Annotated in this window: 31 protein-coding genes; 24 read left to right on the top strand and 7 right to left on the bottom strand. The window is 73.5% G+C overall.

Annotation, left to right across the window (positions count from 1 at the left end):
- Positions 1-73: 73 nt before the first annotated feature.
- The 4 genes from FGW37_RS08505 (at position 74) to FGW37_RS08490 (ending at position 4,082) form a co-directional block, all read left to right on the top strand.
- Positions 74-1,393 (top strand): NYN domain-containing protein, encoded by a 1,320-nt coding sequence (locus tag FGW37_RS08505; RefSeq protein WP_179080513.1) that lies wholly within the window; start codon positions 74-76, stop codon positions 1,391-1,393.
- A 109-nt stretch (positions 1,394-1,502) separates the two neighbouring features.
- The gene (locus FGW37_RS08500) at positions 1,503-2,474 is read left to right on the top strand and encodes an ABC transporter ATP-binding protein (protein ID WP_179084580.1); all 972 of its coding nucleotides are present in this window, start codon (positions 1,503-1,505) and stop codon (positions 2,472-2,474) included.
- 64 nt (positions 2,475-2,538) lie between these two features.
- A complete protein-coding gene (locus FGW37_RS08495; protein WP_179080512.1) occupies positions 2,539-3,375 on the top strand; it encodes an ABC transporter permease in 837 nt (278 codons plus the stop codon).
- A gap of 56 nt (positions 3,376-3,431) precedes the next feature.
- Complete coding sequence (locus FGW37_RS08490; RefSeq protein ID WP_246430314.1) at positions 3,432-4,082, top strand: ABC transporter permease; 651 nt, start codon at positions 3,432-3,434, stop codon at positions 4,080-4,082.
- Between the two features lie 163 nt (positions 4,083-4,245).
- On the opposite strand, the gene FGW37_RS34315 is transcribed toward FGW37_RS08490, so the two are convergent.
- The 4 genes from FGW37_RS34315 to FGW37_RS08475 form a co-directional block, all read right to left on the bottom strand.
- A complete protein-coding gene (locus FGW37_RS34315) occupies positions 4,246-4,320 on the bottom strand; it encodes a 50S ribosomal protein bL37 (protein ID WP_430542707.1) in 75 nt (24 codons plus the stop codon).
- Between the two features lie 100 nt (positions 4,321-4,420).
- Positions 4,421-4,921 (bottom strand): Cys-tRNA(Pro) deacylase, encoded by a 501-nt coding sequence (gene ybaK, locus FGW37_RS08485; protein ID WP_179080511.1) that lies wholly within the window; start codon positions 4,919-4,921, stop codon positions 4,421-4,423.
- 17 nt (positions 4,922-4,938) lie between these two features.
- Complete coding sequence (locus FGW37_RS08480) at positions 4,939-5,676, bottom strand: LON peptidase substrate-binding domain-containing protein (RefSeq protein WP_179080510.1); 738 nt, start codon at positions 5,674-5,676, stop codon at positions 4,939-4,941.
- Between the two features lie 44 nt (positions 5,677-5,720).
- A complete protein-coding gene (locus FGW37_RS08475) occupies positions 5,721-7,322 on the bottom strand; it encodes an oxidoreductase (RefSeq protein ID WP_179080509.1) in 1,602 nt (533 codons plus the stop codon).
- Positions 7,323-7,468: 146 nt separating this feature from the next.
- Here FGW37_RS08475 and hisD point away from each other — a divergent pair, with 146 nt between their 5' ends.
- The 8 genes from hisD to hisF all read left to right on the top strand — a co-directional run bounded on the left by hisD (position 7,469) and on the right by hisF (position 13,268).
- Positions 7,469-8,806 carry a histidinol dehydrogenase gene (gene hisD, locus FGW37_RS08470; protein WP_179080508.1) on the top strand — a complete coding sequence of 446 codons (1,338 nt, stop codon included), beginning with the start codon at positions 7,469-7,471 and terminating at the stop codon, positions 8,804-8,806.
- Between the two features lie 5 nt (positions 8,807-8,811).
- A complete protein-coding gene (locus tag FGW37_RS08465) occupies positions 8,812-9,918 on the top strand; it encodes a histidinol-phosphate transaminase (RefSeq protein WP_179084578.1) in 1,107 nt (368 codons plus the stop codon).
- Positions 9,915-10,508 carry an imidazoleglycerol-phosphate dehydratase HisB gene (hisB, locus tag FGW37_RS08460; RefSeq protein WP_179080507.1) on the top strand — a complete coding sequence of 198 codons (594 nt, stop codon included), beginning with the start codon at positions 9,915-9,917 and terminating at the stop codon, positions 10,506-10,508. The genes FGW37_RS08465 and hisB overlap by 4 nt, the downstream gene beginning before the upstream one ends.
- Positions 10,505-10,672 carry a hypothetical protein gene (locus FGW37_RS08455; RefSeq protein WP_179080506.1) on the top strand — a complete coding sequence of 56 codons (168 nt, stop codon included), beginning with the start codon at positions 10,505-10,507 and terminating at the stop codon, positions 10,670-10,672. The genes hisB and FGW37_RS08455 overlap by 4 nt, the downstream gene beginning before the upstream one ends.
- The gene (hisH, locus tag FGW37_RS08450) at positions 10,669-11,313 is read left to right on the top strand and encodes an imidazole glycerol phosphate synthase subunit HisH (RefSeq protein ID WP_179080505.1); all 645 of its coding nucleotides are present in this window, start codon (positions 10,669-10,671) and stop codon (positions 11,311-11,313) included. Before FGW37_RS08455 ends, hisH begins: the two co-directional genes overlap by 4 nt.
- 76 nt (positions 11,314-11,389) lie before the next feature.
- Positions 11,390-12,118: a bifunctional 1-(5-phosphoribosyl)-5-((5-phosphoribosylamino)methylideneamino)imidazole-4-carboxamide isomerase/phosphoribosylanthranilate isomerase PriA gene (priA, locus tag FGW37_RS08445; protein ID WP_179080504.1), complete on the top strand. Its 729-nt coding sequence runs from the start codon at positions 11,390-11,392 to the stop codon at positions 12,116-12,118.
- Positions 12,115-12,516 carry a RidA family protein gene (locus FGW37_RS08440; RefSeq protein ID WP_179080503.1) on the top strand — a complete coding sequence of 134 codons (402 nt, stop codon included), beginning with the start codon at positions 12,115-12,117 and terminating at the stop codon, positions 12,514-12,516. The genes priA and FGW37_RS08440 overlap by 4 nt, the downstream gene beginning before the upstream one ends.
- On the top strand, positions 12,513-13,268 hold the full coding sequence (gene hisF / locus FGW37_RS08435; protein ID WP_179080502.1) for an imidazole glycerol phosphate synthase subunit HisF: 756 nt from the start codon (positions 12,513-12,515) through the stop codon (positions 13,266-13,268). The genes FGW37_RS08440 and hisF overlap by 4 nt, the downstream gene beginning before the upstream one ends.
- A gap of 119 nt (positions 13,269-13,387) precedes the next feature.
- Here hisF and FGW37_RS08430 read toward each other — a convergent pair whose 3' ends face one another.
- From FGW37_RS08430 to FGW37_RS08420, 3 genes are read right to left on the bottom strand one after another with little or no spacing between them, the layout of a single operon-like run.
- Positions 13,388-13,921 (bottom strand): DoxX family protein, encoded by a 534-nt coding sequence (locus FGW37_RS08430; RefSeq protein ID WP_179080501.1) that lies wholly within the window; start codon positions 13,919-13,921, stop codon positions 13,388-13,390.
- Positions 13,922-13,961: 40 nt separating this feature from the next.
- The gene (locus FGW37_RS08425) at positions 13,962-14,594 is read right to left on the bottom strand and encodes a TIGR03085 family metal-binding protein (RefSeq protein WP_179080500.1); all 633 of its coding nucleotides are present in this window, start codon (positions 14,592-14,594) and stop codon (positions 13,962-13,964) included.
- A 46-nt stretch (positions 14,595-14,640) separates the two neighbouring features.
- The gene (locus FGW37_RS08420) at positions 14,641-15,480 is read right to left on the bottom strand and encodes a hypothetical protein (protein ID WP_179080499.1); all 840 of its coding nucleotides are present in this window, start codon (positions 15,478-15,480) and stop codon (positions 14,641-14,643) included.
- Positions 15,481-15,555: 75 nt separating this feature from the next.
- Between FGW37_RS08420 and hisI the strand changes: the two genes are divergently transcribed.
- The 12 genes from hisI to FGW37_RS08365 all read left to right on the top strand — a co-directional run bounded on the left by hisI (position 15,556) and on the right by FGW37_RS08365 (position 25,084).
- Positions 15,556-15,924, top strand: coding sequence for a phosphoribosyl-AMP cyclohydrolase (gene hisI, locus FGW37_RS08415; RefSeq protein ID WP_058044862.1), 369 nt, complete (start codon positions 15,556-15,558; stop codon positions 15,922-15,924).
- A gap of 11 nt (positions 15,925-15,935) precedes the next feature.
- Complete coding sequence (locus FGW37_RS08410) at positions 15,936-17,462, top strand: anthranilate synthase component I (protein ID WP_179080498.1); 1,527 nt, start codon at positions 15,936-15,938, stop codon at positions 17,460-17,462.
- A 48-nt stretch (positions 17,463-17,510) separates the two neighbouring features.
- The gene (locus tag FGW37_RS08405; protein ID WP_179080497.1) at positions 17,511-18,098 is read left to right on the top strand and encodes a TIGR02234 family membrane protein; all 588 of its coding nucleotides are present in this window, start codon (positions 17,511-17,513) and stop codon (positions 18,096-18,098) included.
- A gap of 109 nt (positions 18,099-18,207) precedes the next feature.
- Positions 18,208-18,441, top strand: a complete 234-nt coding sequence (locus tag FGW37_RS08400) for an HGxxPAAW family protein (RefSeq protein ID WP_179080496.1) — start codon at positions 18,208-18,210, stop codon at positions 18,439-18,441.
- Between the two features lie 114 nt (positions 18,442-18,555).
- The gene (locus FGW37_RS08395; RefSeq protein ID WP_179080495.1) at positions 18,556-18,972 is read left to right on the top strand and encodes a DUF2752 domain-containing protein; all 417 of its coding nucleotides are present in this window, start codon (positions 18,556-18,558) and stop codon (positions 18,970-18,972) included.
- A 172-nt stretch (positions 18,973-19,144) separates the two neighbouring features.
- The gene (gene trpC / locus FGW37_RS08390; RefSeq protein WP_179080494.1) at positions 19,145-19,954 is read left to right on the top strand and encodes an indole-3-glycerol phosphate synthase TrpC; all 810 of its coding nucleotides are present in this window, start codon (positions 19,145-19,147) and stop codon (positions 19,952-19,954) included.
- A 6-nt stretch (positions 19,955-19,960) separates the two neighbouring features.
- Complete coding sequence (gene trpM / locus FGW37_RS34100) at positions 19,961-20,113, top strand: tryptophan biosynthesis modulator TrpM (protein WP_425506490.1); 153 nt, start codon at positions 19,961-19,963, stop codon at positions 20,111-20,113.
- Between the two features lie 101 nt (positions 20,114-20,214).
- Complete coding sequence (gene trpB, locus FGW37_RS08385) at positions 20,215-21,453, top strand: tryptophan synthase subunit beta (RefSeq protein ID WP_179080493.1); 1,239 nt, start codon at positions 20,215-20,217, stop codon at positions 21,451-21,453.
- Positions 21,453-22,268 carry a tryptophan synthase subunit alpha gene (gene trpA, locus FGW37_RS08380; protein ID WP_179080492.1) on the top strand — a complete coding sequence of 272 codons (816 nt, stop codon included), beginning with the start codon at positions 21,453-21,455 and terminating at the stop codon, positions 22,266-22,268. Before trpB ends, trpA begins: the two co-directional genes overlap by 1 nt.
- 65 nt (positions 22,269-22,333) lie before the next feature.
- A complete protein-coding gene (locus tag FGW37_RS08375) occupies positions 22,334-23,113 on the top strand; it encodes a DsbA family protein (RefSeq protein WP_179080491.1) in 780 nt (259 codons plus the stop codon).
- 78 nt (positions 23,114-23,191) lie between these two features.
- Positions 23,192-24,109 carry a prolipoprotein diacylglyceryl transferase gene (gene lgt, locus FGW37_RS08370; protein ID WP_179080490.1) on the top strand — a complete coding sequence of 306 codons (918 nt, stop codon included), beginning with the start codon at positions 23,192-23,194 and terminating at the stop codon, positions 24,107-24,109.
- A 243-nt stretch (positions 24,110-24,352) separates the two neighbouring features.
- Positions 24,353-25,084 (top strand): VIT1/CCC1 transporter family protein, encoded by a 732-nt coding sequence (locus FGW37_RS08365; RefSeq protein WP_179080489.1) that lies wholly within the window; start codon positions 24,353-24,355, stop codon positions 25,082-25,084.
- Positions 25,085-25,209 lie beyond the last annotated feature (125 nt).

Raw genomic sequence — 25,209 nt, 5'->3', positions numbered from 1 at the left:
GCCGAGGAGAACCGGGGCACTGCCGTGCCGGGGGGCGACCGCAATTTCTGCACGCACAGAAAGAGGGTGGAACGTGGACCGCTGCGTCGTCCTGGTGGACGCCGGGTACCTGCTGGGCGCCGCCGCGAGCCTGCTGGCCGGCGAGCCCGCCCGGTCCCGTATCTCCGTCGACCACGCGATCCTCATCCAGGGGCTGCGTGAGCGCGCCGAGGCCGAGACCGAGCAGCCCCTGCTGAGGATCTACTGGTTCGACGGCGCGCCCGACCGGGTGCCCCAGCCCGAGCACCGCAGGCTGCGCGTCATGCCCCGCGTCACCGTCCGGCTGGGGGCCCTGACCCGCAGCGACGGCCGCTGGGCGCAGAAGGGCGTCGACGCCGCCATGCACGCCGAGCTCACCGAGCTCGCCCGCAACCGGGCCTGCTCCGACATCGTGCTCGTCACCGGCGACGGCGACCTCCTCCCGGGCCTGATGTCCGCCAAGGAGCACGGCGTCGCCGTCCACCTGTGGGCCGTCCAGGCCGCCGACGGCGACTACAACCAGTCCGAGGACCTCGTCGCCGAGGCCGACGAGCGCCGCGTCCTCGACCGCACGTGGATCACCCGCGCCGTCCGCGCCAAGGAGCTCACCGGGCCCTGCGCCCCGCAGCCCGCGCCCCGCCCCGAGATCGCCGCGATCCTCTCCGCCCCCCTCCCCGAGACCGCAGGGGCGGGCGCGGCCCCGTCCCCCCGCCAGGCCGAGCCGGTCCCCGCCGAGCGCAACGGCTCCCGGCCCGCCGCGGCCCCCGGCACCGACGGCGAGCGCGACGAGCAGGACGCGCCGGAGGCCCCCGCCGCCCGGGGTGTGCCCACCCCCAAAGACCTCGCCATCCTCGGCCGTGGCCCCGCCGGCCAGCCCGCCGCGGCCCAGTCCGGCCCCGGCGGGCAGCCGGGCCAGGGCGGCGGCCAGGGCGGCGCCCTCGCCGCCAACGCCACCCTGCGCTGGTCCTCCGACAAGGGCTGGATCGAGCGCGGCACCGGCACCGGGCTCGGCGAGCCCCCCGAAACCGCCTCCCTGCCGATGCTCGCCCAGCTCACCAGCGCCGAGCAGCGCTGGGCGGACCGCGAGGAGGACATCACCACCGTCGGCGGCGACCCCTTCGAGGTCGGCCAGGTCTTCGCCCGGCGCTGGGCCGAGCGCCTCACCGACGCCGTCCACCTGCAGCACCTCTCCACGGAGTACCCGCGCATCCCGCACCGCATCGACGGCGAGCTGCTCCGCTACGCCGCCCGGTTCGGCCTCCTCGCCCACAAGGACGACCAGATCGACGAGCACGACCGCTATGCGATCCGTGCCGGATTCTGGCGCGAAATCGACGCGCGCACGGCCGCGGAGAAGGCGCCGGTGGGCGACTGACGGCACCACACCCCGCCTTCGGGCGCCCCAACGGCCGGGGCGCGAGCCCAACCGCGTACCCTCATAGCTCGTGAGGACGGGCGTGAATGAGGCGGCGGCAGCCGTCACGGTGTGCACCGTGCGCGGCCTGGTCAAGACCTACCCCGCCGCGCGCGGCCGCCGCGGCGCGCCCGGGACCGCGGCCGTGCGCGCCAGCGACGGCATCGACCTGGAGGTCCGGCGCGGCGAGATCTTCGGACTGCTCGGCCCCAACGGAGCCGGCAAGTCCACCCTGGTGCGCCAGCTGACCGGCCTGCTCCGGCCCGACGAGGGCAGCGTCGAGCTCCTCGGCCACGACCTCGTGCGCCACCCCGAGCGCGCCGCCCGGCTCGTCGGCTACCTCGGCCAGGAGTCGACCGCGCTCGACGAGCTGACGGTCTCCCTCGCCGCCGAGACCACCGGCCGGCTGCGCGGCCTCGGCCTGCGCGCCGCCCGCGCCGAGCGCGACGCCGTCCTCGAGGAGCTGGGCCTGACGGACCTCGCCGGGCGCGCACTGAAGAAGCTCTCCGGCGGCCAGCGCCGGCTGGCCTGCTTCGCCGCCGCGCTCGTCGGCGACCGGCCCGTGCTCGTCCTCGACGAACCCACCGCCGGCATGGACCCCGTGGCCCGCCGCGCCGTCTGGGCCGCCGTCGACCGGCGGCGCGCCGAGCGCGGCGCGACCGTCCTGCTCGTCACCCACAACGTCATCGAGGCCGAGACCGTCCTCGACCGCGTCGCCGTGCTGGAGCGCGGACGCATCATCGCCTGCGACACCCCCGCGGGGCTGAAGGAGCTCGTCGGCGACGAGGTCCGCGTCGAGCTCGTCTGGCGCGACGAGGCCCCGCTGAACGTCCCCGAGGTCGCCGCGCTGCGCGAAGCCGCGCACGCCGCGGGGCGCCGCTGGACGCTGCGGCTCGCCCCCGCCGAGGCGCGCGCGGCCGTCGCCGCCGTGACCGGCGGGCCCGCCTTCGCCGCGCTCGACGACTTCACGCTGACCACACCGAGCCTGGAGGATGTGTACCTGGCGCTCGGCGGCCGCGCGGACGGGCTGGTGAAGGCGTGACGGTGCCGACCGGGGCGAGGGCGAGAAGGGGTCACCGGACCCGACCGAACAGGAGCTGTGCCGGGTGAGTGCTGTATCCGCAGAGGCGGTGTCCGGGGCGGTCCGGACCGGGAGCGACTCCCGGCCGCGGTCCGGCGGCGAAGGCGCCGCCCCGCTCGCGCCCAGGGCGAAGCTGCTGCCCGCCCTGGCCGCCGTGTACCGCGCGCAGCTCTCGCGGGCCAAGGTGGCGCGTATCCCGCTGCTCTTCGTGGCCACGTTCCAGTCCGTCGGCATCATGATCATGATGCGCGGGGTGGTGGACGGCGGCGACGAGGCGCGGGCCGTCGTGGCCGGCTCCAGCGTGCTCGTCGTGGCCTTCGTCGCCCTCAACCTCCTCGCCCAGTACTTCGGGCAGCTGCGCGCCGGCGGCGGCCTGGACCACTACGCGACGCTGCCGGTGCCGCCCGCGGCCGTGGTCCTCGGCGCCGCGGGCGCGTACGCCTCCTTCACCGTGCCCGGCACGGCCGTCACCGCGGTCGTCGGCAGCGTGCTCTTCGACCTGCCGATGGGGCACCTGTGGGTGCTCGCCGCGGTGATCCCCCTCTCCGGCGCCGCCCTCGCCGGGCTCGGCGCGGCCCTCGGCCTGCTCGCCCCCCGGCAGGAGCTGGCCACGCTCTGCGGGCAGCTGGGCATGTCGGCCGCGCTGCTGCTGGGCGTGCTGCCCGCCGCCCGCATGCCCGCGCCCATCTCCTACGCCCGTGACCTGCTGCCCTCCACGTACGGGGTGGAGGCGCTGGCCCGCAGCTTCGACGCGAGCCCCGACTGGGCCCTGGTCGCGGCCGACCTCGGCGTGTGCGCCGCCGTCGGCGTGGTGTCGCTGGCCGCGGCGACCTGGGCGTACCGCCGGGCGGCCGTGCGGTGACGCGCCCGCACCGTCCTGCCGCGGGCCCGGCCGCCCCGACCTGGCACGATGACAGGGTGAGCGCACCCCTGACACCGCATGACCCGCCCGCCGACGAGCAGCCTGCCGACAAGCAGCCCGCCGACGAGCAGCCCGCCGGGGACAGCCCCGCCGTTCTCTCCGCCGACCGGGAGGAGCTCCGCACCGAGGCGCGGCAGGCCGCGGTCGTCGCCGCGGCGGTGGCCGTCGCCGGAGTGCTGCTCGGGCTGCTGTGGGTGTGGCTGGCGCCGCGCGTGCCGCTGATCTCGGACGGCAAGGCGGTGTACCTCAAGAACAGCGAAGGGGAGCAGGCGATCGGCGCCGACAGCACGTTCGTGCTGCTGGCGCTCGGGTTCGGCGCGTTGAGCGGCGCGGTCGTCTTCCTGCTCCGCCGCCGCGGGGGCCTGCCGCTGGTCATCGGCCTCGCGGCCGGCTCCCTGGTCGCCTCGGTGATCGCCTGGCGCGTGGGCGCTGCGCTCGGCCCGTCGACGGACGTGGTGGCGGCCGCCCGCGCGGCGGGGCGCGGTGTCGTCTTCGACGCCCCGCTCAAGCTCGCGGCCAAGGGCGCGCTGCTGGCGTGGCCGCTGGCGGCGATGGCGGTGCACCTGGTCTTGACGGCTCTGTTCGGCCCCCGCGATCCCGAGCCGGAGCCGCACTGGACGTCGGGGGAGCCGGACGTTCAGGCCTGAGCCGGCTCCGGAACCGCCGGATGCGTATGCGTGCGGCTCAGCGCCGTTGCGGCGGAGGGGGTCGCCCCGGGCCCGCCCTTTCACCGTTTCCTCCTGCGGAGGGCCGGGACCCGGAGGTGCCGAGCCGGCCGGCTGTCGGATTCCAGGCCGGCCCGGCGAGGGCCTACGCCGGCCTGCGGCCGTGGTTGGCGCGGTTCTTCTTCAGCCGCCAGCGGCGCTTGCGGGTGCGCTTCGACATGGGCGTCCCTCCCGAGTCGCGGGCCGCACGTACGGCGGCCCGCTCCCCACGGTCGTAGTCGAGGGACGGGCGGCCGTCCAGACCCCCGGCGCCCGCAGGGTCACGCGCGGGTGATGGGCGCGATCACCGCGCCCGTGAGAGCCGCCAGGTCGGCGGGGGAGAGCTCGACCTCCAGGCCGCGCCGCCCCGCCGAGACGCAGATGGTCGCGTGGGAGCGCGCGGAGGCGTCCAGCGCGGTCGGCAGGCGCCGGCGCTGCCCGAGCGGGGAGATACCGCCCCGTACGTACCCCGTGGTGCGCTCGGCGGCCGCCGGATCGGCCATGGCCGCCCGCTTGCCGCCGACCGCCGCCGCCAGCGCCTTGAGGTCGAGCGAGCCGGAGACGGGCACGACGGCCACGGTCAGGGCGCCGTCGACCTCGGCGACGAGCGTCTTGAAGACCTGCGCGGGATCGCGCCCGAGCGCCTCCGCGGCCTCCTCGCCGTAGGACGGGGCCGCCGGGTCGTGGGCGTAGGAGTGCACGGAGAAGGCGGCTCCCGCCTTCTCCAGGGCGACGATCGCCGGGGTCGAGCCCGGCTGCTGTTTGCCGGCCTTGCGTGCCAAGGGTGCGTCCCGTCCGGTCAGTTGGGGTTCGTGGGCCGCCGGGTGAAGTCGACGGCCGGCAGCGAGGGGAGCTTACCGATCACCGCGGTCTCGGTGCGCAGCAGTTTCAGCTCGCGCGCGAGCCGCGTGGCCGTGTCCGGCGTCTCCAGGAGCCGCTGCTTGGCGGGGGTGTCGAGCATCGCCGCGGCGGCGACCAGGTAGGAGAGGACGGACGGCTCGCCCGGCAGGTCGCTCTGCCCGGCGAGCGTGCGCTCGGTGGCCCCGGCGAGCCGCTTCTGGTAGGCGCGGAAGGCGCGGACGACCCCGGAGGCGAGCGCGCCCGCCCCTTCGCCCTGCTCCTCCTCGATGTCCTCGACCTCGCCGGTCAGATAGGGGCCGGAGGCGTCGACCGACAGCAGGCGGAAGCGGGTGGTGCCGGTGGCGAGGACCTCGTACGTGCCGTCGGAGCGCTCGCGGATCGTCGCCGCCTCGGCCACGCAGCCCACGGCGTGGAACGCCTTGCGGGGGTCGGGGCCGAAGCCGGAGGCGGGGCCGGGCTCGGGGCGGGCGCCCTCGGGCAGCCCGGGCGCCGTGGGCGCGACCTCGCTGCCGTCGCGGATGGCGACGACGCCGAAGCGGCGCGGTTCCTCCTCCGGGAGCGCCGACAGGTCGCGCATCAGCGCGCGGTACCGCTGTTCGAAGACGTTCAGGGGCAGGACGAGCCCAGGGAACAGCACCGAGTTCAGCGGGAAGAGGGGCAGGCGCGCGGTGGTCACAGCCGGTAAGCCTAATGGCCTGTGCAGCGATGCCGCCCCGGCGTTCACTGCCGGCGCAGCAGCCGGGACGCCCCGGCCGCCACGGTCGTCGCGAGCACCCAGCCCAGCAGGATGAGTGCGGTCACCACCCACTGCGTGGCGCCGGTGGGCCGCCAGGCGCCGCCCTGTCCCAGGTCGATGACGGGGACGAGCAGGTCGAGGGCGTAGAGCTCGGGGCTCCAGGCGGGGCCTTCGCCCTCCTTCAGCGGCGGCACGGGCCGCCAGGTGAAGTAGACCGTGGCGGCCGCCCACAGCACGGCCATCCACACGGCCGCCCGCCCGGGGCGGTAGCCGTAGGCCACCGTCCAGTCCTGCAGATAGCCCCAGGCCTTGCCGGCCGGGGGGAGGGTCTCGCGGCGGCGCCGCTGCTTGGCGAGCAGGACGGCGCGGGCGTCGGCGTCCTCGCCGCTGCCGCGCAGGGCGCCGGCCAGCTGCTCGTACGGCTCGGGGGCGTATTCGGGCGTGGCCGCGGCCACCCATTCCAGGCGCAGGGCGAGGGGGAAGTGGCCGAGCGGTATCAGCGTCTCGTAGGAGAAGCCCGCCATCACCAGATTGCCCGGGCCGGGCCAGCTCGCGTAGCGGTCGACCAGGTTGGAGACGCGGGCCCCGGAGAGCACCACCCGGCCCCGCTGGACCCATTCGCCGAGGAAGCGCAGCTCGGGGGTCTGGACGCGGCGCAGCGACAGCTCCTGGTCGGACTCCAGGACGAACCGGGCCTGGCTGAAGTCGACGGCGTCGCCGAACCGGCCGTCGTCGAGGCGGACCCCGCCGCGGCACTCGAAGGCCTGGGTGCGGACGCCGTGCTGCGGGGTGGTGGTGATGCCGTAGGGGGGAGTGGCGCCGGTGGCGAACGGATAGCCGCCGACCCCGGCCCCGGTCAGATAGAGGGTGCGCTCCACGGTCAGCTGCGGGGCGTTGAGCGCGCGCCGCCCCTGCGGATTGCTCAGCGTGGAGCCGCGCAGGCTCAAGGAGACCCCTATCGTGGCGGCCCGCATGCTCAGCTCGCCGAACGAGCGCATCATCTCGGCCTGCAGGTCCTGCCCGACGCTGATGCCATCGGCGGCGATGGACACCCCGCGCCGGTCCGCGCGCACCACCAGCTGGTTGAGCAGCAGGTCGGTGCCTATCTGGGCGTCGGTGAGCCGTATGCCGCGCTCGACGGCGCACCGCGGCAGGTGCAGATCGCCCTCGGTGCGCAGCCGGGCGGCCTCCAGCCGGGGCAGGGCGCAGGCGACCAGCCGCAGCGTCGTGAACTGGCTCTCGGGCAGCAGCACCTCCTGCTCGAAGCGGCAGTTGTGCATCTCGACGTACGGCACGACCGTGCCTCCCGACAGGTCGAGCTGGCCGGTGATCTGCACGCCGTTGAGCTTGAGGGCACAGACGCGGCCGGGCAGCGCGGGCGGGCCGTCCAGCAGGAGGAGGGCCACGAGCCGGGCCCGCACGCTGCGCCCGGGTCCCCACGCGTGCGGCGCGCGCGGATCGTTCCACTCGGGGCGGGGAGTGCGCAGGTCGTGGGTGCCGCCGCGGCGGAAGGCCTCCCACATGGCCCGCTCGGGGGGCGTCAGATCGAGCTCCGCAGGCGGGTCGCCGTCCGTCGGGTCGGTCACGCTCCGTACCCCCTCCCGTCCCGTACACCTCGGTGTACTGTCTCCCTTCCCAAACGCGTGACCGATTGAACACTCTCGGTGAAACTCCCGTACCACTGAGTGGTACGGGGCGCCGTGCGACGGGACGGGTCTGAGACAATTACCGTGTGATCTCCCGAATCGATCTGCGCGGTTCCGCCTCCGCCCCGGGTTCCCCCGAGGCCGGCGTCGACCGCGACCTGCTGCCCCGAGCCGAACTCGACGTCGAGGCCGCCCTGGAGAAGGTGCGGCCCATCTGCGAGGACGTGCATCATCGCGGTACCGCGGCCCTGATCGACTACGCGCATCGGTTCGACGGCGTCACGCTCGACCGGATCCGGGTCCCCGCCGAGGCGATCACCCGCGCCCTCGAAGAGCTCGACCCCGCCGTGCGCGCCGCGCTGGAGGAGTCCATCCGCCGCGCCCGGATCGTCCACCGCGAGCAGCGCCGCACCGACAAGACCGTCCAGGTCGTGCCCGGCGGCACGGTCACCGAGCGCTGGGTGCCCGTCCAGCGCGTCGGGCTGTACGTCCCGGGCGGCCGGTCCGTCTACCCCTCGTCCGTGATCATGAACGTGGTGCCGGCCCAGGAGGCCGGCGTCGGCTCCATGGCCGTCTCCTCCCCGCCCCAGGCAGGCTTCGGCGGCCTGCCGCACCCCACGATCCTGGCCGCCTGCGCGCTGCTGGGCGTCGACGAGGTGTACGCCGCGGGCGGCGCCCAGGCCGTCGCCATGTTCGCCTACGGCACCGAGGAGTGCCGCCCGGTCAACATGGTCACCGGCCCGGGCAACATCTGGGTCGCCGCCGCCAAGCGGCTGCTCAAGGGCCGCATCGGCATCGACGCCGAGGCCGGCCCCACCGAGATCGCCATCCTCGCGGACGCCACCGCCGACCCCGTGCACGTCGCCGCCGACCTGATCAGCCAGGCCGAGCACGACCCGCTGGCCGCCTCCGTCCTCGTCACCGACTCCGAGGACCTCGCGAACGCGGTGGAGAAGGAGCTCGAGACCCAGGTCGCCATGACCCGGCACATCGAGGACCGGATCGTGCCCGCGCTCGGCGGCCGCCAGTCCGGCATCGTCCTGGTGGACTCCGTCGACCACGGCCTCGCCGTCGTCGACGCCTACGGGGCCGAGCACCTGGAGATCCAGACCGCCGACGCCGCGGCCGTCGCCGCCCGCGTGCAGAACGCCGGCGCGATCTTCGTCGGCCCGTACGCACCCGTCTCGCTCGGCGACTACGCCGCCGGCTCCAACCACGTGCTGCCCACCGGCGGCTGCGCGTGCCACTCCTCCGGCCTCTCCGTCCAGAGCTTCCTGCGCGGCATCCACGTCGTGGACTACACCCGGGAGGCCCTGGCCGAGGTCGCGGGCCACGTGGTGACCCTCGCCGAGGCGGAGGACCTGCCGGCGCACGGAGCCGCGGTCAAGGCGAGGTTCGACTGGAAGGTTCCGGACGGCAAGTGACGCACGTGACCCGTATCGACGATCTCCCCATCCGGGACGAACTGCGCGGCAAGTCCCCGTACGGCGCCCCCCAGCTGGACGTGCCCGTACGCCTGAACACCAACGAGAACCCCTACCCGCTGCCCGAGCCCCTCGTCGCCCGCATCGCCGAGCGCGTCGCCGAGGCCGCACGGCACCTCAACCGCTATCCCGACCGGGATGCGGTCGAGCTCCGCACCGAGCTGGCGAAGTACCTCACCCGCACCGCCGGGCACGAGGTCACCATGCGGCAGGTGTGGGCGGCCAACGGCTCCAACGAGGTCATCCAGCAGCTGCTGCAGACCTTCGGCGGGCCCGGCCGCACCGCGATCGGCTTCGAGCCCTCCTACTCGATGCACGCCCTGATCTCGCGCGGCACCGGCACCGGCTGGATCTCCGGCCCCCGCCGCGACGACTTCACCATCGACGTGGAGGCGGCCGAGCGCGCCATCGCCGAGCACCGGCCGAACGTCGTCTTCGTCTGCTCGCCCAACAACCCCACGGGCACGGCGGTCGGCGCGGAGACGGTCCTGCGGCTGTACGAGGCCGCGCAGGCGGCCGGGCCCTCGCTCGTGGTCGTCGACGAGGCCTACGGCGAGTTCAGCCACCATCCCTCGCTGCTGCCGCTCATCGAGGGCCGCCCGAACCTCGTCGTCTCCCGCACCATGTCCAAGGCGTTCGGCGCGGCCGGGCTCCGGCTCGGCTACCTCGCCGCGGACGCGGCCGTGGTCGACGCCGTCCAGCTCGTCCGCCTGCCGTACCACCTGTCGGCCGTCACCCAGGCCACGGCGCTGGCCGCCCTGGAGCACACGGACACGCTGCTGGGCTACGTCGAGCAGCTCAAGGACGAGCGCGACCGCCTGGTCACCGAGCTGCGCGCGATGGGCTGCGAGGTGACCGACTCGGACGCCAACTTCGTCCAGTTCGGCCGGTTCGAGGACAGCCCCACCGCGTGGCGGGCCATCCTCGACCACGGCGTGCTGGTGCGGGACAACGGCGTACCGGGGTGGCTGCGGGTCACCGCCGGCACCCCGGAGGAGAACGACGCGTTCCTCGACGCGGTTCGCGCAGTAATGAAGGAGAACGAACGATGAGCCGCGTTGGGCGCGTAGAGCGCACCACCAAGGAGACCTCCGTTCTCGTCGAGATCGATCTCGACGGGACCGGGCAGGTCGACGTGTCGACCGGGGTCGGCTTCTACGACCACATGCTCGACCAGCTCGGCCGCCACGGCCTCTTCGACCTCACGGTCAAGACCGACGGCGACCTGCACATCGACACCCACCACACCATCGAGGACACCGCCCTCGCGCTGGGCGCCGCCTTCCGGCAGGCCCTCGGCGACAAGGTGGGCATCTACCGCTTCGGCAACTGCACGGTCCCGCTGGACGAGTCCCTCGCCCAGGTCACCGTCGACCTCTCCGGCCGCCCCTACCTGGTGCACACCGAGCCCGAGAACATGGCGCCGATGATCGGCACGTACGACACGACGATGACCCGGCACATCCTGGAGTCCTTCGTCGCGCAGGCGCAGATCGCCCTGCACGTGCACGTCCCGTACGGGCGCAACGCCCACCACATCGTGGAGTGCCAGTTCAAGGCCCTCGCCCGGGCCCTGCGCTATGCGTCCGAGCGCGATACGCGCGCTGCCGGAATCCTCCCCTCCACGAAGGGTGCCCTGTGAACGGCCTGTCCACCACGCTCATCGTCGTCGGCCTGTTCCTGGTCGGCGGCATCATCTCCTTCCTCAAGCAGGGCATGCCCAAGGGCATCGTCGTGCTGCTCGGGATAGGCGCCGCGATGTGCCTGGCCGCCGGCACCCTCCGCATCGAAGGACTGTGGTCATGAGCGCCCCGCAGAAGAAGGTCGTCGTCTTCGACTACGGCTTCGGCAACGTCCGCTCCGCCGAGCGCGCCCTCGCCCACGTCGGCGCGGACGTCGAGATCACCGGCGACTACGACAAGGCCATGAACGCCGACGGCGTCCTCGTCCCCGGCGTCGGCGCGTTCGCGGCCTGCATGCAGGGCCTGCGCGCCGCCCGCGGCGACTGGCTCGTCGGGCGCCGGCTCTCCGGCGGACGCCCCGTGATGGGCATCTGCGTCGGCATGCAGGTCCTCTTCGAGCGCGGCATCGAGCACGGCGTGGAGACCGAGGGCCTGGACGAGTGGCCCGGCGTCGTCGAGCCCCTCAAGGCGGACGTCGTCCCGCACATGGGCTGGAACACCGTCACGCCCGCCGCGGACTCCCGGCTCTTCGCCGGCCTCGACGCGGACACCCGCTACTACTTCGTGCACTCCTACGCGGTGCGCGAGTGGAGCCTGGAGGTGACCAACCCCAACATCCGCGCCCCCAAGGTCACCTGGGCCACGCACGGCGAGCCCTTCGTGGCCGCCGTGGAGAACGGCCCCCTGTGGGCCACCCAGTTCCACCCCGAGAAGTCCGGCGACGCCGGTGCGACGCTGCTCCGCAACTGGCTGGGGACGCTGTGACCGGCCGTCCCGCCGTCTCCGCCCGGGCGGAGCGCGGCGCACAGCCCACCCTCAACTCCACCGTAAGGTCGTACTCATGACGCACCGCCTCGAACTGCTCCCCGCCGTCGACGTCCGTGACGGGCAGGCCGTCCGGCTGGTCCACGGCGAGTCCGGTTCCGAGACGTCGTACGGTGAGCCGCTCGCCGCCGCGCGGGAGTGGCAGCGCTCGGGCGCCGAGTGGCTCCACCTGGTCGACCTGGACGCCGCGTTCGGCACCGGTGACAACCGCGAGCTCATCGCCCGGGTGGCCGGGGCCATGGACATCAAGGTCGAGCTGTCCGGCGGCATCCGCGACGACGCCTCGCTCGCCGCCGCCCTCGCCACCGGCTGCACCCGCGTCAACCTCGGCACCGCCGCCCTGGAGACCCCCGAGTGGGTCGCCAAGGTCATCGCCGAGCACGGCGACAAGATCGCGGTCGGCCTGGACGTCCGCGGCACCACCCTGCGCGGCCGCGGCTGGACCCGCGACGGCGGCGACCTCTACGAGACCCTCGCCCGCCTCGACGCCGAGGGCTGCGCCCGCTACGTCGTCACCGACATCGCCAAGGACGGCACCCTCCAGGGCCCCAACCTGGAGCTGCTGAAGAACGTCTGCGCGGCCACCGACAAGCCGGTCGTCGCCTCCGGCGGAGTCTCGTCCCTTGACGACCTGCGAGCGATCGCCAATCTGGTACCGGAGGGTGTGGAAGGCGCCATCGTCGGAAAGGCCCTCTACGCCAAGGCGTTCACCTTGGAAGAGGCCCTGGAGGCTGTGTCCGTATGACCGAAGCCGTGCAGCGTGTGCAGAGCGACAGTCCCTGGGAAGAGGCCTTCGGTTGTGCGCGCGCCGTCGCGGCGGGAGACCGGGTGCTGGTGGCCGGCACCATGCCGTTCACCGGCACCGTGCTGAACGGCGAGGGCGATCCGTACGAACAGGCCAGGTCGGCCTTCGGCAACGCCCTCGCCGCCCTGGAGCGGTTCGGCCTCGGCCCCGAGGCCGTCGTCCGCACCCGGATGTACCTGACCCACGCGCGAGACGTGGACGCGGTGGGCCGTGCCCACAAGGAGCTCTTCGACGCGGTCCGCCCGGCGGCGACCCTGGTCGTCGTCTCGGGCTTCGTCGACTCGCGCGTGCTGGTCGAAGTAGAGCTGGAAGCGTACCGAGGAGCAACGAGCACATGACCCTGGCGGTCCGAGTCATCCCCTGCCTGGACGTGGACAACGGCCGTGTCGTCAAGGGCGTCAACTTCCAGAACCTGCGCGACGCGGGCGACCCGGTGGAAATGGCCAAGGTGTACGACCGGGAGGGCGCCGACGAGCTGACCTTCCTCGACATCACCGCCTCCTCCGGCAACCGCGAGACCACCTACGACGTGGTCCGCCGCACGGCCGAGCAGGTCTTCATCCCGCTGACCGTCGGCGGCGGCGTGCGCACCGCGGCCGACGTCGACAAGCTGCTGCGGGCCGGTGCCGACAAGGTGGGCGTCAACACGGCGGCCATCGAGCGACCCGAGCTCGTCCGGGAGATCGCCGAGCGCTTCGGCCGGCAGGTCCTCGTCCTGTCGGTCGACGCCCGCCGTACGCCCTCGGGCACCTTCGAGGTCACCACCCACGGCGGCCGCCGTGGCACCGGCCTCGACGCCGTCGAGTGGGCCCACCGCGCGGCGGAGCTCGGCGCCGGGGAGATCCTGCTGAACTCCATGGACGCCGACGGCACCAAGGACGGCTACGACACCGAGATGATCGAGGCCGTGCGCAAGCACGTCACGGTGCCGGTCATCGCGAGCGGCGGAGCGGGCCGTCTTGAGCACTTCGCTCCGGCGGTGGCGGCGGGAGCGGACGCGGTCCTGGCCGCGTCGGTCTTCCACTTCGGCGACCTGCGGATCGCCGACGTCAAAACGGCCTTGCGCGAGGCGGGCCACCCGGTCCGGTAGGGCCTTTCCGTTGCGGCGGAAAGAAGAGCCCGCCGCAACGGAGCGACACCACCACGGTGAGGGTCCGGCGGAATCCGCCGCGACCGGAAGCGGCACGCCCCCCGTGATCCCGCCGGAGGCTAGTCGCGGATCAGGAGGAAGATCGCCCCGACCACCAGGGCGAGGGCGATCGCCGCGATCCCGTAGGACAGCCGGTGCTGCCGCAGCACCGGCAGGTGCGCGTCCGCCGAATACCTCCCGGGACCGGTGAGCGCGAGCGCCGCCGCCGAGACGGCGACCAGCAGGGTGAACTCCACGCCCTTCGGGAGGAAGAACCCGTCCCACGTCACCCCGAGCGCATTGACCATCGTGCCCAGCACGGCGGCCGCGGCCAGCGGGGTGAGGAGGCCGAGGAAGAGGCCGGCGCCGCCCAGCGTCTCGCTGAGGCCGGCGATGACGGCCATCGCCTTCGGCGCGGGATAGCCCCAGTCTTCGAAGCCCTTCGCGACCCCGTCGAGGCCCGGCCCGCCGAACCAGCCGAACAGCTTCTGCGTGCCGTGCCCCATCATGATGAGGCCGAGCATCATCCGGAGCAGCAGGATCCCCAGCGAGAAGCCGGTCAGGGGTGGTGCGGGCGAGGGGGAGGAGTGGGCGGGTCTGCTGGTGTACGCCATGGCAGGGCACCTCTTCGGAAGTCGGGTCCGGCACGGAACCTCAGATTCCCAGCTTGGCCGCCTCCACCTTGGCCACCGCGTCCTTTTCGCCGTCCAGCTCCACCCGGGCGGCCGCCTGGCGGCCGAAGGCGAAGAGGGTCAGCTCGCCGGGCTCCCCGGTGACGGTCACCACCGGCGCGCCGCGCTGGGCGACCACCGTGCGGCCGTCCGGGCGACGCAGGACCAGGCCGACAGGCGATCTGCGGCCGAGCATCCGGGCCACCCGCTCCAGCCGGGTCCACAGGGCGTCCGCGAAGACGGGGTCGACCTCGCGCGGGGCCCAGTCCGGCTGGGCCCGGCGGACGTCCTCGGCGTGCACGTAGAACTCGACCGTGTTCGCCGCCTCGTCGATCTGCTTGAGGGCGTAGGGCGACAGCCGCGGCGGCCCGGTGCGGATGAGCTGGATCAGCTCCTCGTAGGGCTTGGCGGCGAACTCCGCCTGCACCCGCTCCAGGCGGGCGGCCAGGGGCTTGAGCAGGATCCCTGCGGCGGCGTCGGCGCGGCGCTCGCGCACCACGACGTGGGCCGCGAGGTCACGGGCCCGCCAGCCGCCGCAGAGCGTCGGGGCGTTCGGGCCCGCCGACTCCAACAGGTCGGCGAGGAACAGACGTTCGCGCTGGGCGTGGGTCGACATGGCGCCACCCTAAGGCCGGCCCCCCGCCGGTGCCACGCCCCCGCGACTACTCGGGCAGCGGCTTGTCCATCTTCTGGCCGCCCTGCGAGACACTCAGCGTCATCGAACACGTGATCTGGTCCTGGCCGCGGGAGTAGGTGACCGGGGTCGGGTAGAGCACGTACGAGTAGTAGTTCTTGCCGTCGGTTATGGAGCGCATGCGGGTCTGCGCCTGCTTCTTGCACAGCTCCCGGGCCTTGGTCTGGATGTCCAGCTCGGTGTCGAACTTGCCGGTCAGGGTCTCGTTGGCGATGACCTCACCGTCATGCGGACCGCTGCACGGCTTCGTCTTCACCTCGGTGATCCCGATGCTCATGCGCGGGTGGTCGAAGCACTGGCCGGGCTTGAGCACCACGTACGGCACGCGGGAGACCGACGGCGAACCGGAGGAGGACGGCTCCGGGCCGGAGGGGTTCGCGCCCGGCCCGCCCGGGTCCACGGCCGGCGCGGAGGGCGCCGCCGACGGGGTCGACGAGCTCTGCGGCTTGGCGGTGGGCTTGTCGTCCTTGTCACCGCCGGCGGTCAGCATGATGCCGCCCACGATGAGGCCGACCACCAGGGCGCAGCCGATGACGATCGCGGCGACCTTCGCGCCGTTGCCGCCCGAGGGCGGGGGCGGAGGCGGCATGGGCTGGCCGAACTGCTGTCCGTACTGCTGTTGCTGGCCGTACTGGCCGAAACCCGGCTGCTGACCGAAGCCGGGCTGCTGGCCGTATCCCTGCGGCGCTTGGGGCTGTCCGTAGGGCTGGGCGGGCGGCTGGGCCGACGGCGGCCCGAACTGCTGCGGCGGGCCGAACCCACCGCCGCCACCGGGGGGCTGCGGGGAGTTCGAGGGCGGAGTACTCATGGGCGAAGCATGCCGTACGCCACTGACAGGCCCGTTCGGGGGGTCCCGGCCGGGCCGCGCGGCAGAATGGACCCCATGACCGGCAACACCGCCCCCGCGTCCTCCCTCGACCCCGCCATCGCCGCGCGCCTCAAGCGCAGCGCCGACGGGCTGATTCCCGCCATCGCCCAGCAGTACGACACCGGCGAGGTGCTCATGCTCGGCTGGATGGACGACGAGGCGCTCCACCGCACCCTGACCACCGGCCGCTGCACCTACTGGAGCCGCAGCCGCCGGGAGTACTGGGTCAAGGGCGACACGTCCGGACACGTCCAGCACGTGAAGTCCGTCGCCCTCGACTGCGACAAGGACACCCTCCTCGTCAAGGTCGACCAGGTGGGCGCCGCCTGCCACACAGGCGACCGCACCTGTTTCGATGCCGACGTCCTCCCGCTGGGCAAGTAGGCTCCGCTGCCATGGCTGCCACGACCACCGGTGACATCGCCCCGGACGCCGACACCTTCCGTACGCTCGCGAAGGACCGCCGGGTCATCCCGGTCACCCGGCGCTTCCTCGCCGACGGCGACACCCCCGTCGGCCTGTACCGCAAGCTCGCCGCCGAGCGCCCCGGCACCTTCCTGCTGGAGTCCGCGGAGAACGGCCGCACCTGGTCGCGCTACTCCTTCGTGGGCGTCCGCAGCGCCGCGACCCTCACCGTGCGCGATGGGGCGACCCACTGGCTGGGCACCCCTCCCGTCGGCGTGCCCACCGGCGGCGACCCGCTGGAGGCGCTGCGCGCCACCGTGGCCGCCCTGCACACCCCGCGCGACCTCATAGAGGGTGCCGGACTGCCGCCCTTCACCGGCGGCATGGTGGGCTACCTCGGCTACGACGTCGTCCGCCGCCTGGAGAAGATCGGTGAGCACGGCGGCGAGGGGCGCGACCCCCTCGGCCTGCCCGAGCTCACCATGCTCCTCACCTCCGACCTCGCCGTCCTCGACCACTGGAACGGCACCGTCCTGCTGATCGCCAACGCGATCAACCAAAACGACCTCGAGACCGGAGTGGACGAGGCGTACGCCGACGCCGTCGCCCGGCTGGACGCGATGGCCGCCGACCTGCACCGGCCCGCGCCCTCGGCCCCCACGGCCCTGCCCCCCTCCGAGCTGCCCGGGTACACCGCCCGCTGGGGCGGCCCGGACTACATGGCGGCCGTCGAGGACATCAAGGAGCGCATCCGCGCCGGCGAGGCCTTTCAGGTCGTGCCCTCGCAGCGTTTCGAGACGCCCTGCACGGCCTCCGCGCTCGACGTCTACCGCGTGCTGCGGGCGACGAACCCGAGCCCGTACATGTACCTGTTCCGCTTCGACGGCTTCGACGTCGTCGGCTCCAGCCCCGAGGCGCTCGTCAAGGTCGAGGACGGGCAGGCCATGGTGCACCCCATCGCCGGCACCCGGCCGCGCGGGGCCACCCCGCAGGCGGACGCCGCGCTCGCCGAGGAGCTCCTCGGCGACGCCAAGGAGCGCGCCGAGCACCTGATGCTCGTCGACCTCGGCCGCAACGACCTCGGACGGGTCTGCGAGCCCGGCAGCGTCGAGGTCGTCGACTTCATGTCGATCGAGCGCTACAGCCACGTGATGCACATCGTCTCCACGGTCACCGGCCGCCTGGCCGCCGGGCGCACCGCCTTCGACGTGCTCACCGCCTGCTTCCCGGCCGGCACGCTCTCGGGCGCGCCCAAGCCGCGCGCCATGCAGATCATCGAGGAGCTGGAGCCGTCGCGCCGCGGCCTGTACGGCGGCTGCGTCGGCTACCTGGACTTCGCCGGGGACTCCGACACCGCCATCGCCATCCGCACCGCCGTCCTGAAGGAGGGCACCGCCTACGTCCAGGCGGGCGCGGGCGTCGTCGCCGACTCCGACCCGGCGGCGGAGGACGCGGAGTGCCGCAACAAGGCGGCGGCGGTGCTGCGCGCCGTGCACACCGCGAACCGGCTCGCCTAGCGCCACCCCGGCAGCACCGACAAACCACCCACAAGGGATAGTGGATCCGTGAGCACAGGAAGAACCGTAGGCACCGCGCTGCTCCTCGGCGCGGCCGGCGCCGCCCTCGCCCTGCTCGCGGGAGGCCGCACCTGGGCCGAGGGGACGACCACCATCGCCGGGAGCACCGTCACCAAGCACGTCAGCGGCCAGGACGTCACCGGCCTGCCCGGCGCCCTCGCCGTCGTCGGCCTCGCCGCCCTGGTCGCGGTCTTCGCCGTCCGCGGCGTCTGGCGCACCGTGGTGTCCGCCGGGCTCGTCCTCGCGGGCGCCGGGGTCGTGGCCGGCGCGGTCACCGGCGCGGGGGACTCCTCCGCCCTGGACGAGCAGGCCGCCAAGGCCAACGGGCTCACCAGCGGCGCCATAGACAACGTCACCCACACGGCGTGGCCGTGGGTCGCCCTCGCGGGCGGCGTCCTGCTGCTGCTCGCGGGCCTCCTCGCCCTGCGCTACGGCCGCCACTGGCCGGCCATGTCCGGGCGGTACGAGCGCGACGGCACCCCGCGCCCGCGCCGCGCCCGCACCGCTCCCGACCCGGAGCGCCCCGAGGAGCTGTGGAAGGCCCTCGACCGCGGCGAGGACCCGACGAGGGCGTGACACGCCCCGGCGGCGCCCCCCGGATCGAGGCGGCCCCGGCCGTCGGGGACAATGACCATGAGCGTTCTCCGCGCCCGCGGGCGCGCCACAGCAACGAGGAGTCTTAGTCATGGCGGGTAGCAGCCACGGACACACCCCGGCCGCCTGGACCGGTGTCACGATCGCCTTCATCGGCTTTTGCGTCTCCGGTGCCTTCATGGTGGCCGCGAAGCCGGCCGGCTTCTGGGCCGGCATCGCCATCATCGCGGTCGGCGGTGTCGTGGGCGGCGTCATGAGCATGATGGGCATGGGCATGCCCAAGAGGGCTCCCCTGAAGGTGGCCGGAGAGGCGAACCGGAGCTGACGCTCCGCGTCCTCCACGCACTCCTTCGCCCCAAGGCGCGGCCCCGGGCCCGTACGGTCCTCCGTACGACGGCCCTGAGCTGCGCCTTCGTGCTGTCCGGCGGAGACTTTCGGTGTGATCGCCGCTGGGAAGGACCGTGCGCGCCGGCTGGCCGCCCCGCTGGGCGTCGCGGCCGGTCTCGCCGCGGCCTTCGGCTACGTCGGCGCCGTGGACCCTGGCCGGCCCGGCCACTACCCCGCGTGCCCCCTGCTGCGCTGCACGGGCCTGTACTGCCCCGGCTGCGGCGGGCTGCGCGGCGTCCACGCGCTCGCCCACGGCGACCTCCCCGCCGCCCTCGGCGCGAACGCCCTGGCCGTCGCCGGGTACGCCGCCTTCGCCGTCCTGTGGTGCGTGTGGATCACCAGGGTCCTGCGGGGCCACGAGGGCGTGCAGCTCTCCCCGCGCGCCCGCCACTGGTGGGCTCTCGGCGCCCTCCTCCTGCTCTTCACGGTCGTGCGGAACCTGCCCTTCGGCGCCGCCCTGACCCCCTAGACGGACCCCCGGTCCGGCAGCGGAGGGTGTCCACCGGACGTCCACGAGGTGGGACCCGCGTCAACCGGATGCGAAACCTTCGCCCCGCGGCAGATACCATCGCAGTGCCTGGTGGGGGAGGATTCCTGCCGCACCAGCCCAGACCATCCGAGTCCGGAAGGGGGCCGCTCGCGTGAGTGTGCTCGACGAGATCATCGAGGGCGTCCGTGCCGACCTCGCGGAGCGGCAGGCGCGCGTCAGCCTCGACGAGCTCAAGGAGCGGGCCGCCAAGGCGCCACAGGCGAAGGACGGCGCCGCCGCCCTCCGCGGCGAGAACGTCAGCGTGATCTGCGAGGTCAAGCGCTCCAGCCCCTCCAAGGGCGCGCTGGCCGCGATCGCCGACCCCGCCGGCCTCGCCGCCGACTACGAGGCGGGCGGCGCGGCCGTGATCAGCGTGCTGACCGAGCAGCGGCGCTTCGGCGGCTCCCTCGCCGACCTCGAAGCCGTCCGCGCCCGGGTCGACATCCCGATCCTGCGCAAGGACTTCATCGTCACCGCCTACCAGCTGTGGGAGGCCCGCGCCTACGGCGCCGACCTGGCCCTGCTGATCGTCGCCGCCCTGGAGCAGGAGGCCCTGGTCTCCCTCATCGAGCGGGCCGAGTCCATCGGGCTCACCCCGCTGGTCGAGGTGCACGACGAGGAGGAGGTCCAGCGCGCGGTCGACGCCGGCGCCCGGATCATCGGCGTCAACGCCCGCAACCTCAAGACCCTCGAGGTGGACCGCGGCACCTTCGCCCGGGTCGCCCCCGAGATCCCGGACGGCATCGTCAAGATCGCCGAGTCCGGCGTGCGCGGCCCGCACGACCTCATCGCCTACGCCAACGACGGCGCCGACGCCGTCCTGGTCGGCGAGTCCCTGGTCACCGGCCGCGACCCCAAGGGCGCCGTCGCCGACCTGGTCGCCGCGGGAGCCCACCCGGCGCTGCGGCACGGGCGGGGCTGACCGGCCATGAGCGCGTACGCACGGCTCGCCCGCGGCTGCAGGCCGCGCGGCTGCCGTGCGCCCGCGCGCCGCGTCCTCGGGCGCCGCGTGCGGTACCACATCGGCTGTGAGCCGGGGCAGATCAACGGGATGCGATGGCGCGGCCGCGCCGCGCCTTAGCTTCCCGTCCATCGCCGGGTGCGGCGCCGTTGCGCCTGCGGCGGGCTCTTCACGCCCACCCACCCGTCACCCGGAACCCGCACAGCCTGAGGAGTACGTACGTGTCCTCTGAATTCTTCGTCCCCGATCCTGAGGGTCAAGTTCCCACCGCCGAAGGCTACTTCGGCGCGTTCGGCGGCAAGTTCATCCCCGAAGCCCTCGTCGCCGCCGTCGACGAGGTCGCCGCCGAGTACGAGAAGGCCAAGGCCGACCCCGCCTTCGCCGCCGAACTGGCCGACCTGATGGTCAACTACACCGGCCGGCCCAGCGCCCTCACCGAAGTGCCGCGCTTCGCGGAGCACGCCGGCGGCGCCCGGATCTTCCTCAAGCGCGAGGACCTCAACCACACCGGCTCGCACAAGATCAACAACGTGCTGGGCCAGGCCCTGCTCACCAAGCGCATGGGCAAGACCCGTGTCATCGCGGAGACCGGCGCCGGCCAGCACGGCGTCGCCACCGCCACCGCCTGCGCCCTCTTCGGCCTCGAATGCACCATCTACATGGGCGAAGTGGACACCCAGCGTCAGGCGCTGAACGTCGCCCGCATGCGGATGCTCGGCGCCGAGGTCATCGCCGTGAAGTCCGGCAGCCGCACCCTGAAGGACGCCATCAACGAGGCGTTCCGCGACTGGGTCGCCAACGTCGACCGCACGCACTACCTCTTCGGCACCGTCGCGGGCCCGCACCCCTTCCCGGCCCTCGTCCGCGACTTCCACCGGGTCATCGGCGTCGAGGCGCGCCGCCAGATCCTGGAGCGCGCCGGCCGCCTGCCGGACGCCGCCGTGGCCTGCGTGGGAGGCGGCTCCAACGCCATCGGCCTGTTCCACGCCTTCCTCCCCGACGAGGGCGTGCGCCTGATCGGCTGCGAGCCCGGCGGCCACGGCCTGGCCACCGGCGAGCACGCGGCCACCCTCACCGCCGGCACGCCCGGCATCCTGCACGGCTCGCGCTCCTACGTCCTGCAGGACGAGGACGGCCAGATCACCGAGCCGTACTCGATCTCGGCGGGCCTGGACTACCCGGGCATCGGCCCGGAGCACTCGTACCTGAAGGACACCGGCCGCGCCGAGTACCGGGCCGTCACGGACGACGACGCCATGCAGGCCCTGCGGCTGCTCTCCCGCACCGAGGGCATCATCCCGGCCATCGAGAGCGCGCACGCGCTGGCCGGGGCGCTGGAGGTCGGCAAGGAGCTGGGCACGGACGGGCTGGTCCTGGTCAACCTCTCCGGCCGCGGCGACAAGGACATGGACACGGCGGCCCGCTACTTCGGGCTGTATGACGAGGCGGGGGAGCAGTAATGGCGGGCAACATCGAACTCCTGAGCTCCGTCCTGGCCGCCGCCAGGGCCGAGAACCGCGCCGCGCTCGTCGGCTACCTCCCGGCCGGCTTCCCGACCGTGGACGACGGCGTGCGCGCCGTCACCGCCATGCTCGACGGCGGCTGCGACATCGTCGAGGTCGGCCTGCCGCACAGCGACCCCGTCCTGGACGGCCCGGTCATCCAGACCGCCGACGACATCGCCCTGCGCGGCGGCATCAAGATCGTCGACGTCATCCGTACGGTGAAGGAAGCGCACGAGATCACGGGCGCGCCCGTGCTGTGCATGACCTACTGGAACCCCGTCGACGCCTACGGCCCCGAGCGCTTCGCCGCCGACCTCGCCGCGGCCGGGGGAGCGGGCTGCATCCTGCCCGACCTGCCGGTCGAGGAGTCCGGGGCCTGGCGCAAGGCCGCCGAACAGCACGGGCTCGCCACCGTCTTCGTGGTCGCGCCCAGCAGCCGCGACGAGCGCCTCGCCAAGATCACGGCAGCGGGCAGCGGCTTCGTGTACGCGGCCTCGCTGATGGGCGTCACGGGCACCCGGGAGTCCGTCGGCAACGAGGCGCAGGACCTGGTGCGCCGCACCCGCGCGGTCACCGAACTGCCGGTCTGCGTCGGCCTGGGCGTCTCCAACGCCGCTCAGGCCGCGGAGGTGGCGGCCTTCGCCGACGGCGTGATCGTCGGCTCGGCCTTCGTCAAGCGGCTCCTGGACGCCCCCGACCTGGAGGCCGGCCTCGCCGCCGTCCGCGCCCTCGCGGGTGAACTGGCCGAAGGCGTCCGCAAACACGCGTAACTCTTTTGAAGGAACCGGCGACCGGGGGCGCGCATGGGCGGGCCCCCGGTTCGTTGTAGGGGGATGTGAGCCAGAAGAACTCGGATGGGAAGCGCAGCGCCCGTGAGCGGCTGCAAGAACAGCGGCAGCGCGAAGAGGCCCGGGCCAAGCGCAAGCGCACGCTGATCGCCGGTGTGGTCGTCGTCGCCGTCCTCGGCGCGGGCGCCGGCATCGCGGCGCTCGTGGCGAACATGGGCGGCGGCAAGAAGGAGGCCGCCGGGCCCCTGGTCGCCCCGCAGGGCGCCACCGGAAAGGACAGTGTCACCATCCCGGTCGGCAAGCCCACCGCGAAGGCGACCCTCACGGTCTACGAGGACTTCCGCTGCCCGGGCTGCGCCGGCTTCGAGAACGCCTTCCGCGACACGGTCAACGAGCTGGAGCAGAAGGGCCGGCTCAAGGCCGAGTACCACCTGGTCACCCTGATCGACAACAACCTCGGCGGCAGCGGCTCGCTCAACGCCGCCAATGCGGCGGCGTGCGCGCAGGACGCCGGGAAGTTCGCCGCGTACCACGACCTGCTCTTCAAGAACCAGCCGCAGGAGACGGACGACGCCTACGGCAGGAAGGCGCGCCTGCTGGAGCTGGCCGGGCAGGTGCCCGGGCTGGACACCCCCGCCTTCCGCACCTGCGTGGACGACGGCACCCACGACAGCTGGGTGAAGAAGTCCCACGACGCCTTCGGCAAGTCCTCCTACCGCGCCACCCCGACCGTCCTGCTCAACGGCAAGAGCATCTACGGCGACCAGAAGAACCCGCTCACCCCGGACAAGCTCCGGCAGATGGTCGCCGAAGCCGCGAAGGGCTGAGGCCCGGGGGCGTTACGCAGCTGTTGCGCCGGGTGGGTTGCCGTTCCGTCGCCCCGGCAGGGTAGCGTCGGGGGCGTCATGGAACTCGCATACATTCCCAGCCCGTCGACCGGCGTGATCCACCTCGGACCGGTCCCGCTGCGCGGCTATGCCTTCTGCATCATCATCGGCGTCTTCGTGGCGGTCTGGCTGGGCAACCGGCGCTGGATCGCCCGCGGCGGGCGGGCCGGGACGGTTGCCGACATCGCCGTCTGGGCGGTTCCCTTCGGGCTCGTCGGCGGCCGGCTCTACCACGTCATCACCGACTACGAGCTGTACTTCGGCGAGGGCCGCGACTGGGTCAACTCCTTCAAGATCTGGGAGGGCGGCCTCGGCATCTGGGGCGCGGTCGCGCTCGGCGCGGTCGGCGCGTGGATCGGCTGCCGCCGCCGCGGCATCCCCCTGCCGGCCTGGGCGGACGCCCTCGCCCCCGGCCTGGCCGTCGCCCAGGCGATCGGCCGCTGGGGCAACTGGTTCAACCAGGAGCTCTACGGCAAGCCGACGACGCTGCCGTGGGGGCTGAAGATCGACGCCGATCCGGCGATCGGCCGGGTCGCCGGGACCTACCACCCGACGTTCCTGTACGAGTCGCTGTGGTGCCTGCTGATCGCGGGCCTGGTGATCTGGGCGGACCGGCGCTTCACCCTCGGGCACGGGCGCGCGTTCGCGCTGTACGTGGCCTCGTACACGGTGGGGCGCTTCTGGTTCGAGTACCTGCGCGTGGACGATGCGCACCACGTGCTGGGCCTGCGGCTCAACGGGTGGACGTCGATCGTGGTGTTCGTCGCGGCCGTCGCCTACATGATCATCTCCGCGAAGCGGTGCCCCGGCAGGGAGCTCGTGGTGGAACCGGGGGCTGTGGGGGAAGCGGGCGAGGAGCCGGCTTCCCCGGCAAAGCCGGGGGGTGACGGTGACTCGCCCGTAGAGGGCGCGTCCCCCAAACCGAAGAAGCTCTGAGCTTCGCTCGGCACCGCCGGATCCCGCCGCAGTGGCTGATCGCCGCTGCGGCGGGATTTTTCGTGCCTGCGGCACGGTCACCGGGCGTACCCGGTGACGTCGGATCCGCCCCCCGGCAAGGCCCCGTATGCCCAGGTCAGGCAGGCCTTCCTTGCTAGCGGATCACTGTGTTCGTGCGTACCTTCGAATCAGCGGGGGCGGGCGGACGAGGCGCCACCCCCAGGGGAAGGGAGCCCACCGGAGATGTCTGTCCTGGAAGCCGTTGCCGCACCGCACGCCGCGCACCGCGACAACCACACGCACCGTGATGTGAACGGCGGTTGGCTGCGCCCCGCCGTGTTCGGTGCGATGGACGGGCTGGTCTCCAACGTCGCCCTGATGACCGGTGTCGCGGGCGGCTCCGCCTCCGCGCAGACGATCGTCATCGCCGGCCTGGCCGGCCTCGCCGCGGGTGCGTTCTCCATGGCCGCCGGCGAGTACACCTCCGTCGCCTCGCAGCGCGAACTCGTCCTCGCCGAGCTGGACGTGGAGCGCCGCGAGCTGCACAAGCACCCGGCCGACGAACTGGCGGAGCTGGCCGCGCTCTACGAGTCGCGCGGCGTCGAGCCCAAGCTCGCGCTCGAGGTCGCCATGCAGCTCTCCCGCGACCCCGAGCAGGCGCTGGAGATCCACGCCCGCGAGGAGCTCGGCATAGACCCCTCCGACCTGCCGTCGCCCATGGTCGCGGCGGTGTCGTCGTTCGGCTCGTTCGCGCTGGGCGCGCTCCTGCCCCTGCTGCCGTACCTGCTGGGTGCGACCACGCTGTGGCCCGCCGTGCTGCTCGCGCTGCTCGGGCTCTTCGCCTGCGGGGCCGTCGTGGCGCGGGTGACGGCCCGTTCCTGGTGGTTCAGCGGCCTGCGCCAGCTGTTCCTGGGCGCCGCGGCGGCAGGTGTGACTTACGCCCTCGGTATTGCCTTCGGCACCGCCCTGGGGTGATGCTTTATGCGGGCTCCCGCATAACGTTACGGATGACATCGCGGTTTCAAGCCCTCGACGGCCGGGCACAATCCGGAAGCGCAGCGGGCAATGTCGCCCGCTCTGTGCTGTGTCCGGCGGGGCCG

This window comes from Streptomyces rectiverticillatus, assembly GCF_013394065.1.
In the GTDB taxonomy this organism is placed as follows: domain Bacteria; phylum Actinomycetota; class Actinomycetes; order Streptomycetales; family Streptomycetaceae; genus Streptomyces; species Streptomyces rectiverticillatus.
This window is presented reverse-complemented; position numbering and strand designations above follow the sequence as displayed.

Coding starts and splice junctions, on each gene's coding strand:
- hisB (WP_179080507.1), top strand. CDS start 9,915: ATGAGCCGCGTTGGGCGCGTAGAGCGCACCACCAAGGAGACCTCCGTT.
- hisH (WP_179080505.1), top strand. CDS start 10,669: ATGAGCGCCCCGCAGAAGAAGGTCGTCGTCTTCGACTACGGCTTCGGC.
- priA (WP_179080504.1), top strand. CDS start 11,390: ATGACGCACCGCCTCGAACTGCTCCCCGCCGTCGACGTCCGTGACGGG.
- FGW37_RS08440 (WP_179080503.1), top strand. CDS start 12,115: ATGACCGAAGCCGTGCAGCGTGTGCAGAGCGACAGTCCCTGGGAAGAG.
- hisF (WP_179080502.1), top strand. CDS start 12,513: ATGACCCTGGCGGTCCGAGTCATCCCCTGCCTGGACGTGGACAACGGC.
- FGW37_RS08430 (WP_179080501.1), bottom strand. CDS start 13,921: ATGGCGTACACCAGCAGACCCGCCCACTCCTCCCCCTCGCCCGCACCA.
- FGW37_RS08425 (WP_179080500.1), bottom strand. CDS start 14,594: ATGTCGACCCACGCCCAGCGCGAACGTCTGTTCCTCGCCGACCTGTTG.
- FGW37_RS08420 (WP_179080499.1), bottom strand. CDS start 15,480: ATGAGTACTCCGCCCTCGAACTCCCCGCAGCCCCCCGGTGGCGGCGGT.
- hisI (WP_058044862.1), top strand. CDS start 15,556: ATGACCGGCAACACCGCCCCCGCGTCCTCCCTCGACCCCGCCATCGCC.
- FGW37_RS08410 (WP_179080498.1), top strand. CDS start 15,936: ATGGCTGCCACGACCACCGGTGACATCGCCCCGGACGCCGACACCTTC.
- FGW37_RS08400 (WP_179080496.1), top strand. CDS start 18,208: ATGGCGGGTAGCAGCCACGGACACACCCCGGCCGCCTGGACCGGTGTC.
- trpM (WP_425506490.1), top strand. CDS start 19,961: ATGAGCGCGTACGCACGGCTCGCCCGCGGCTGCAGGCCGCGCGGCTGC.
- trpA (WP_179080492.1), top strand. CDS start 21,453: ATGGCGGGCAACATCGAACTCCTGAGCTCCGTCCTGGCCGCCGCCAGG.
- lgt (WP_179080490.1), top strand. CDS start 23,192: ATGGAACTCGCATACATTCCCAGCCCGTCGACCGGCGTGATCCACCTC.
- FGW37_RS08365 (WP_179080489.1), top strand. CDS start 24,353: ATGTCTGTCCTGGAAGCCGTTGCCGCACCGCACGCCGCGCACCGCGAC.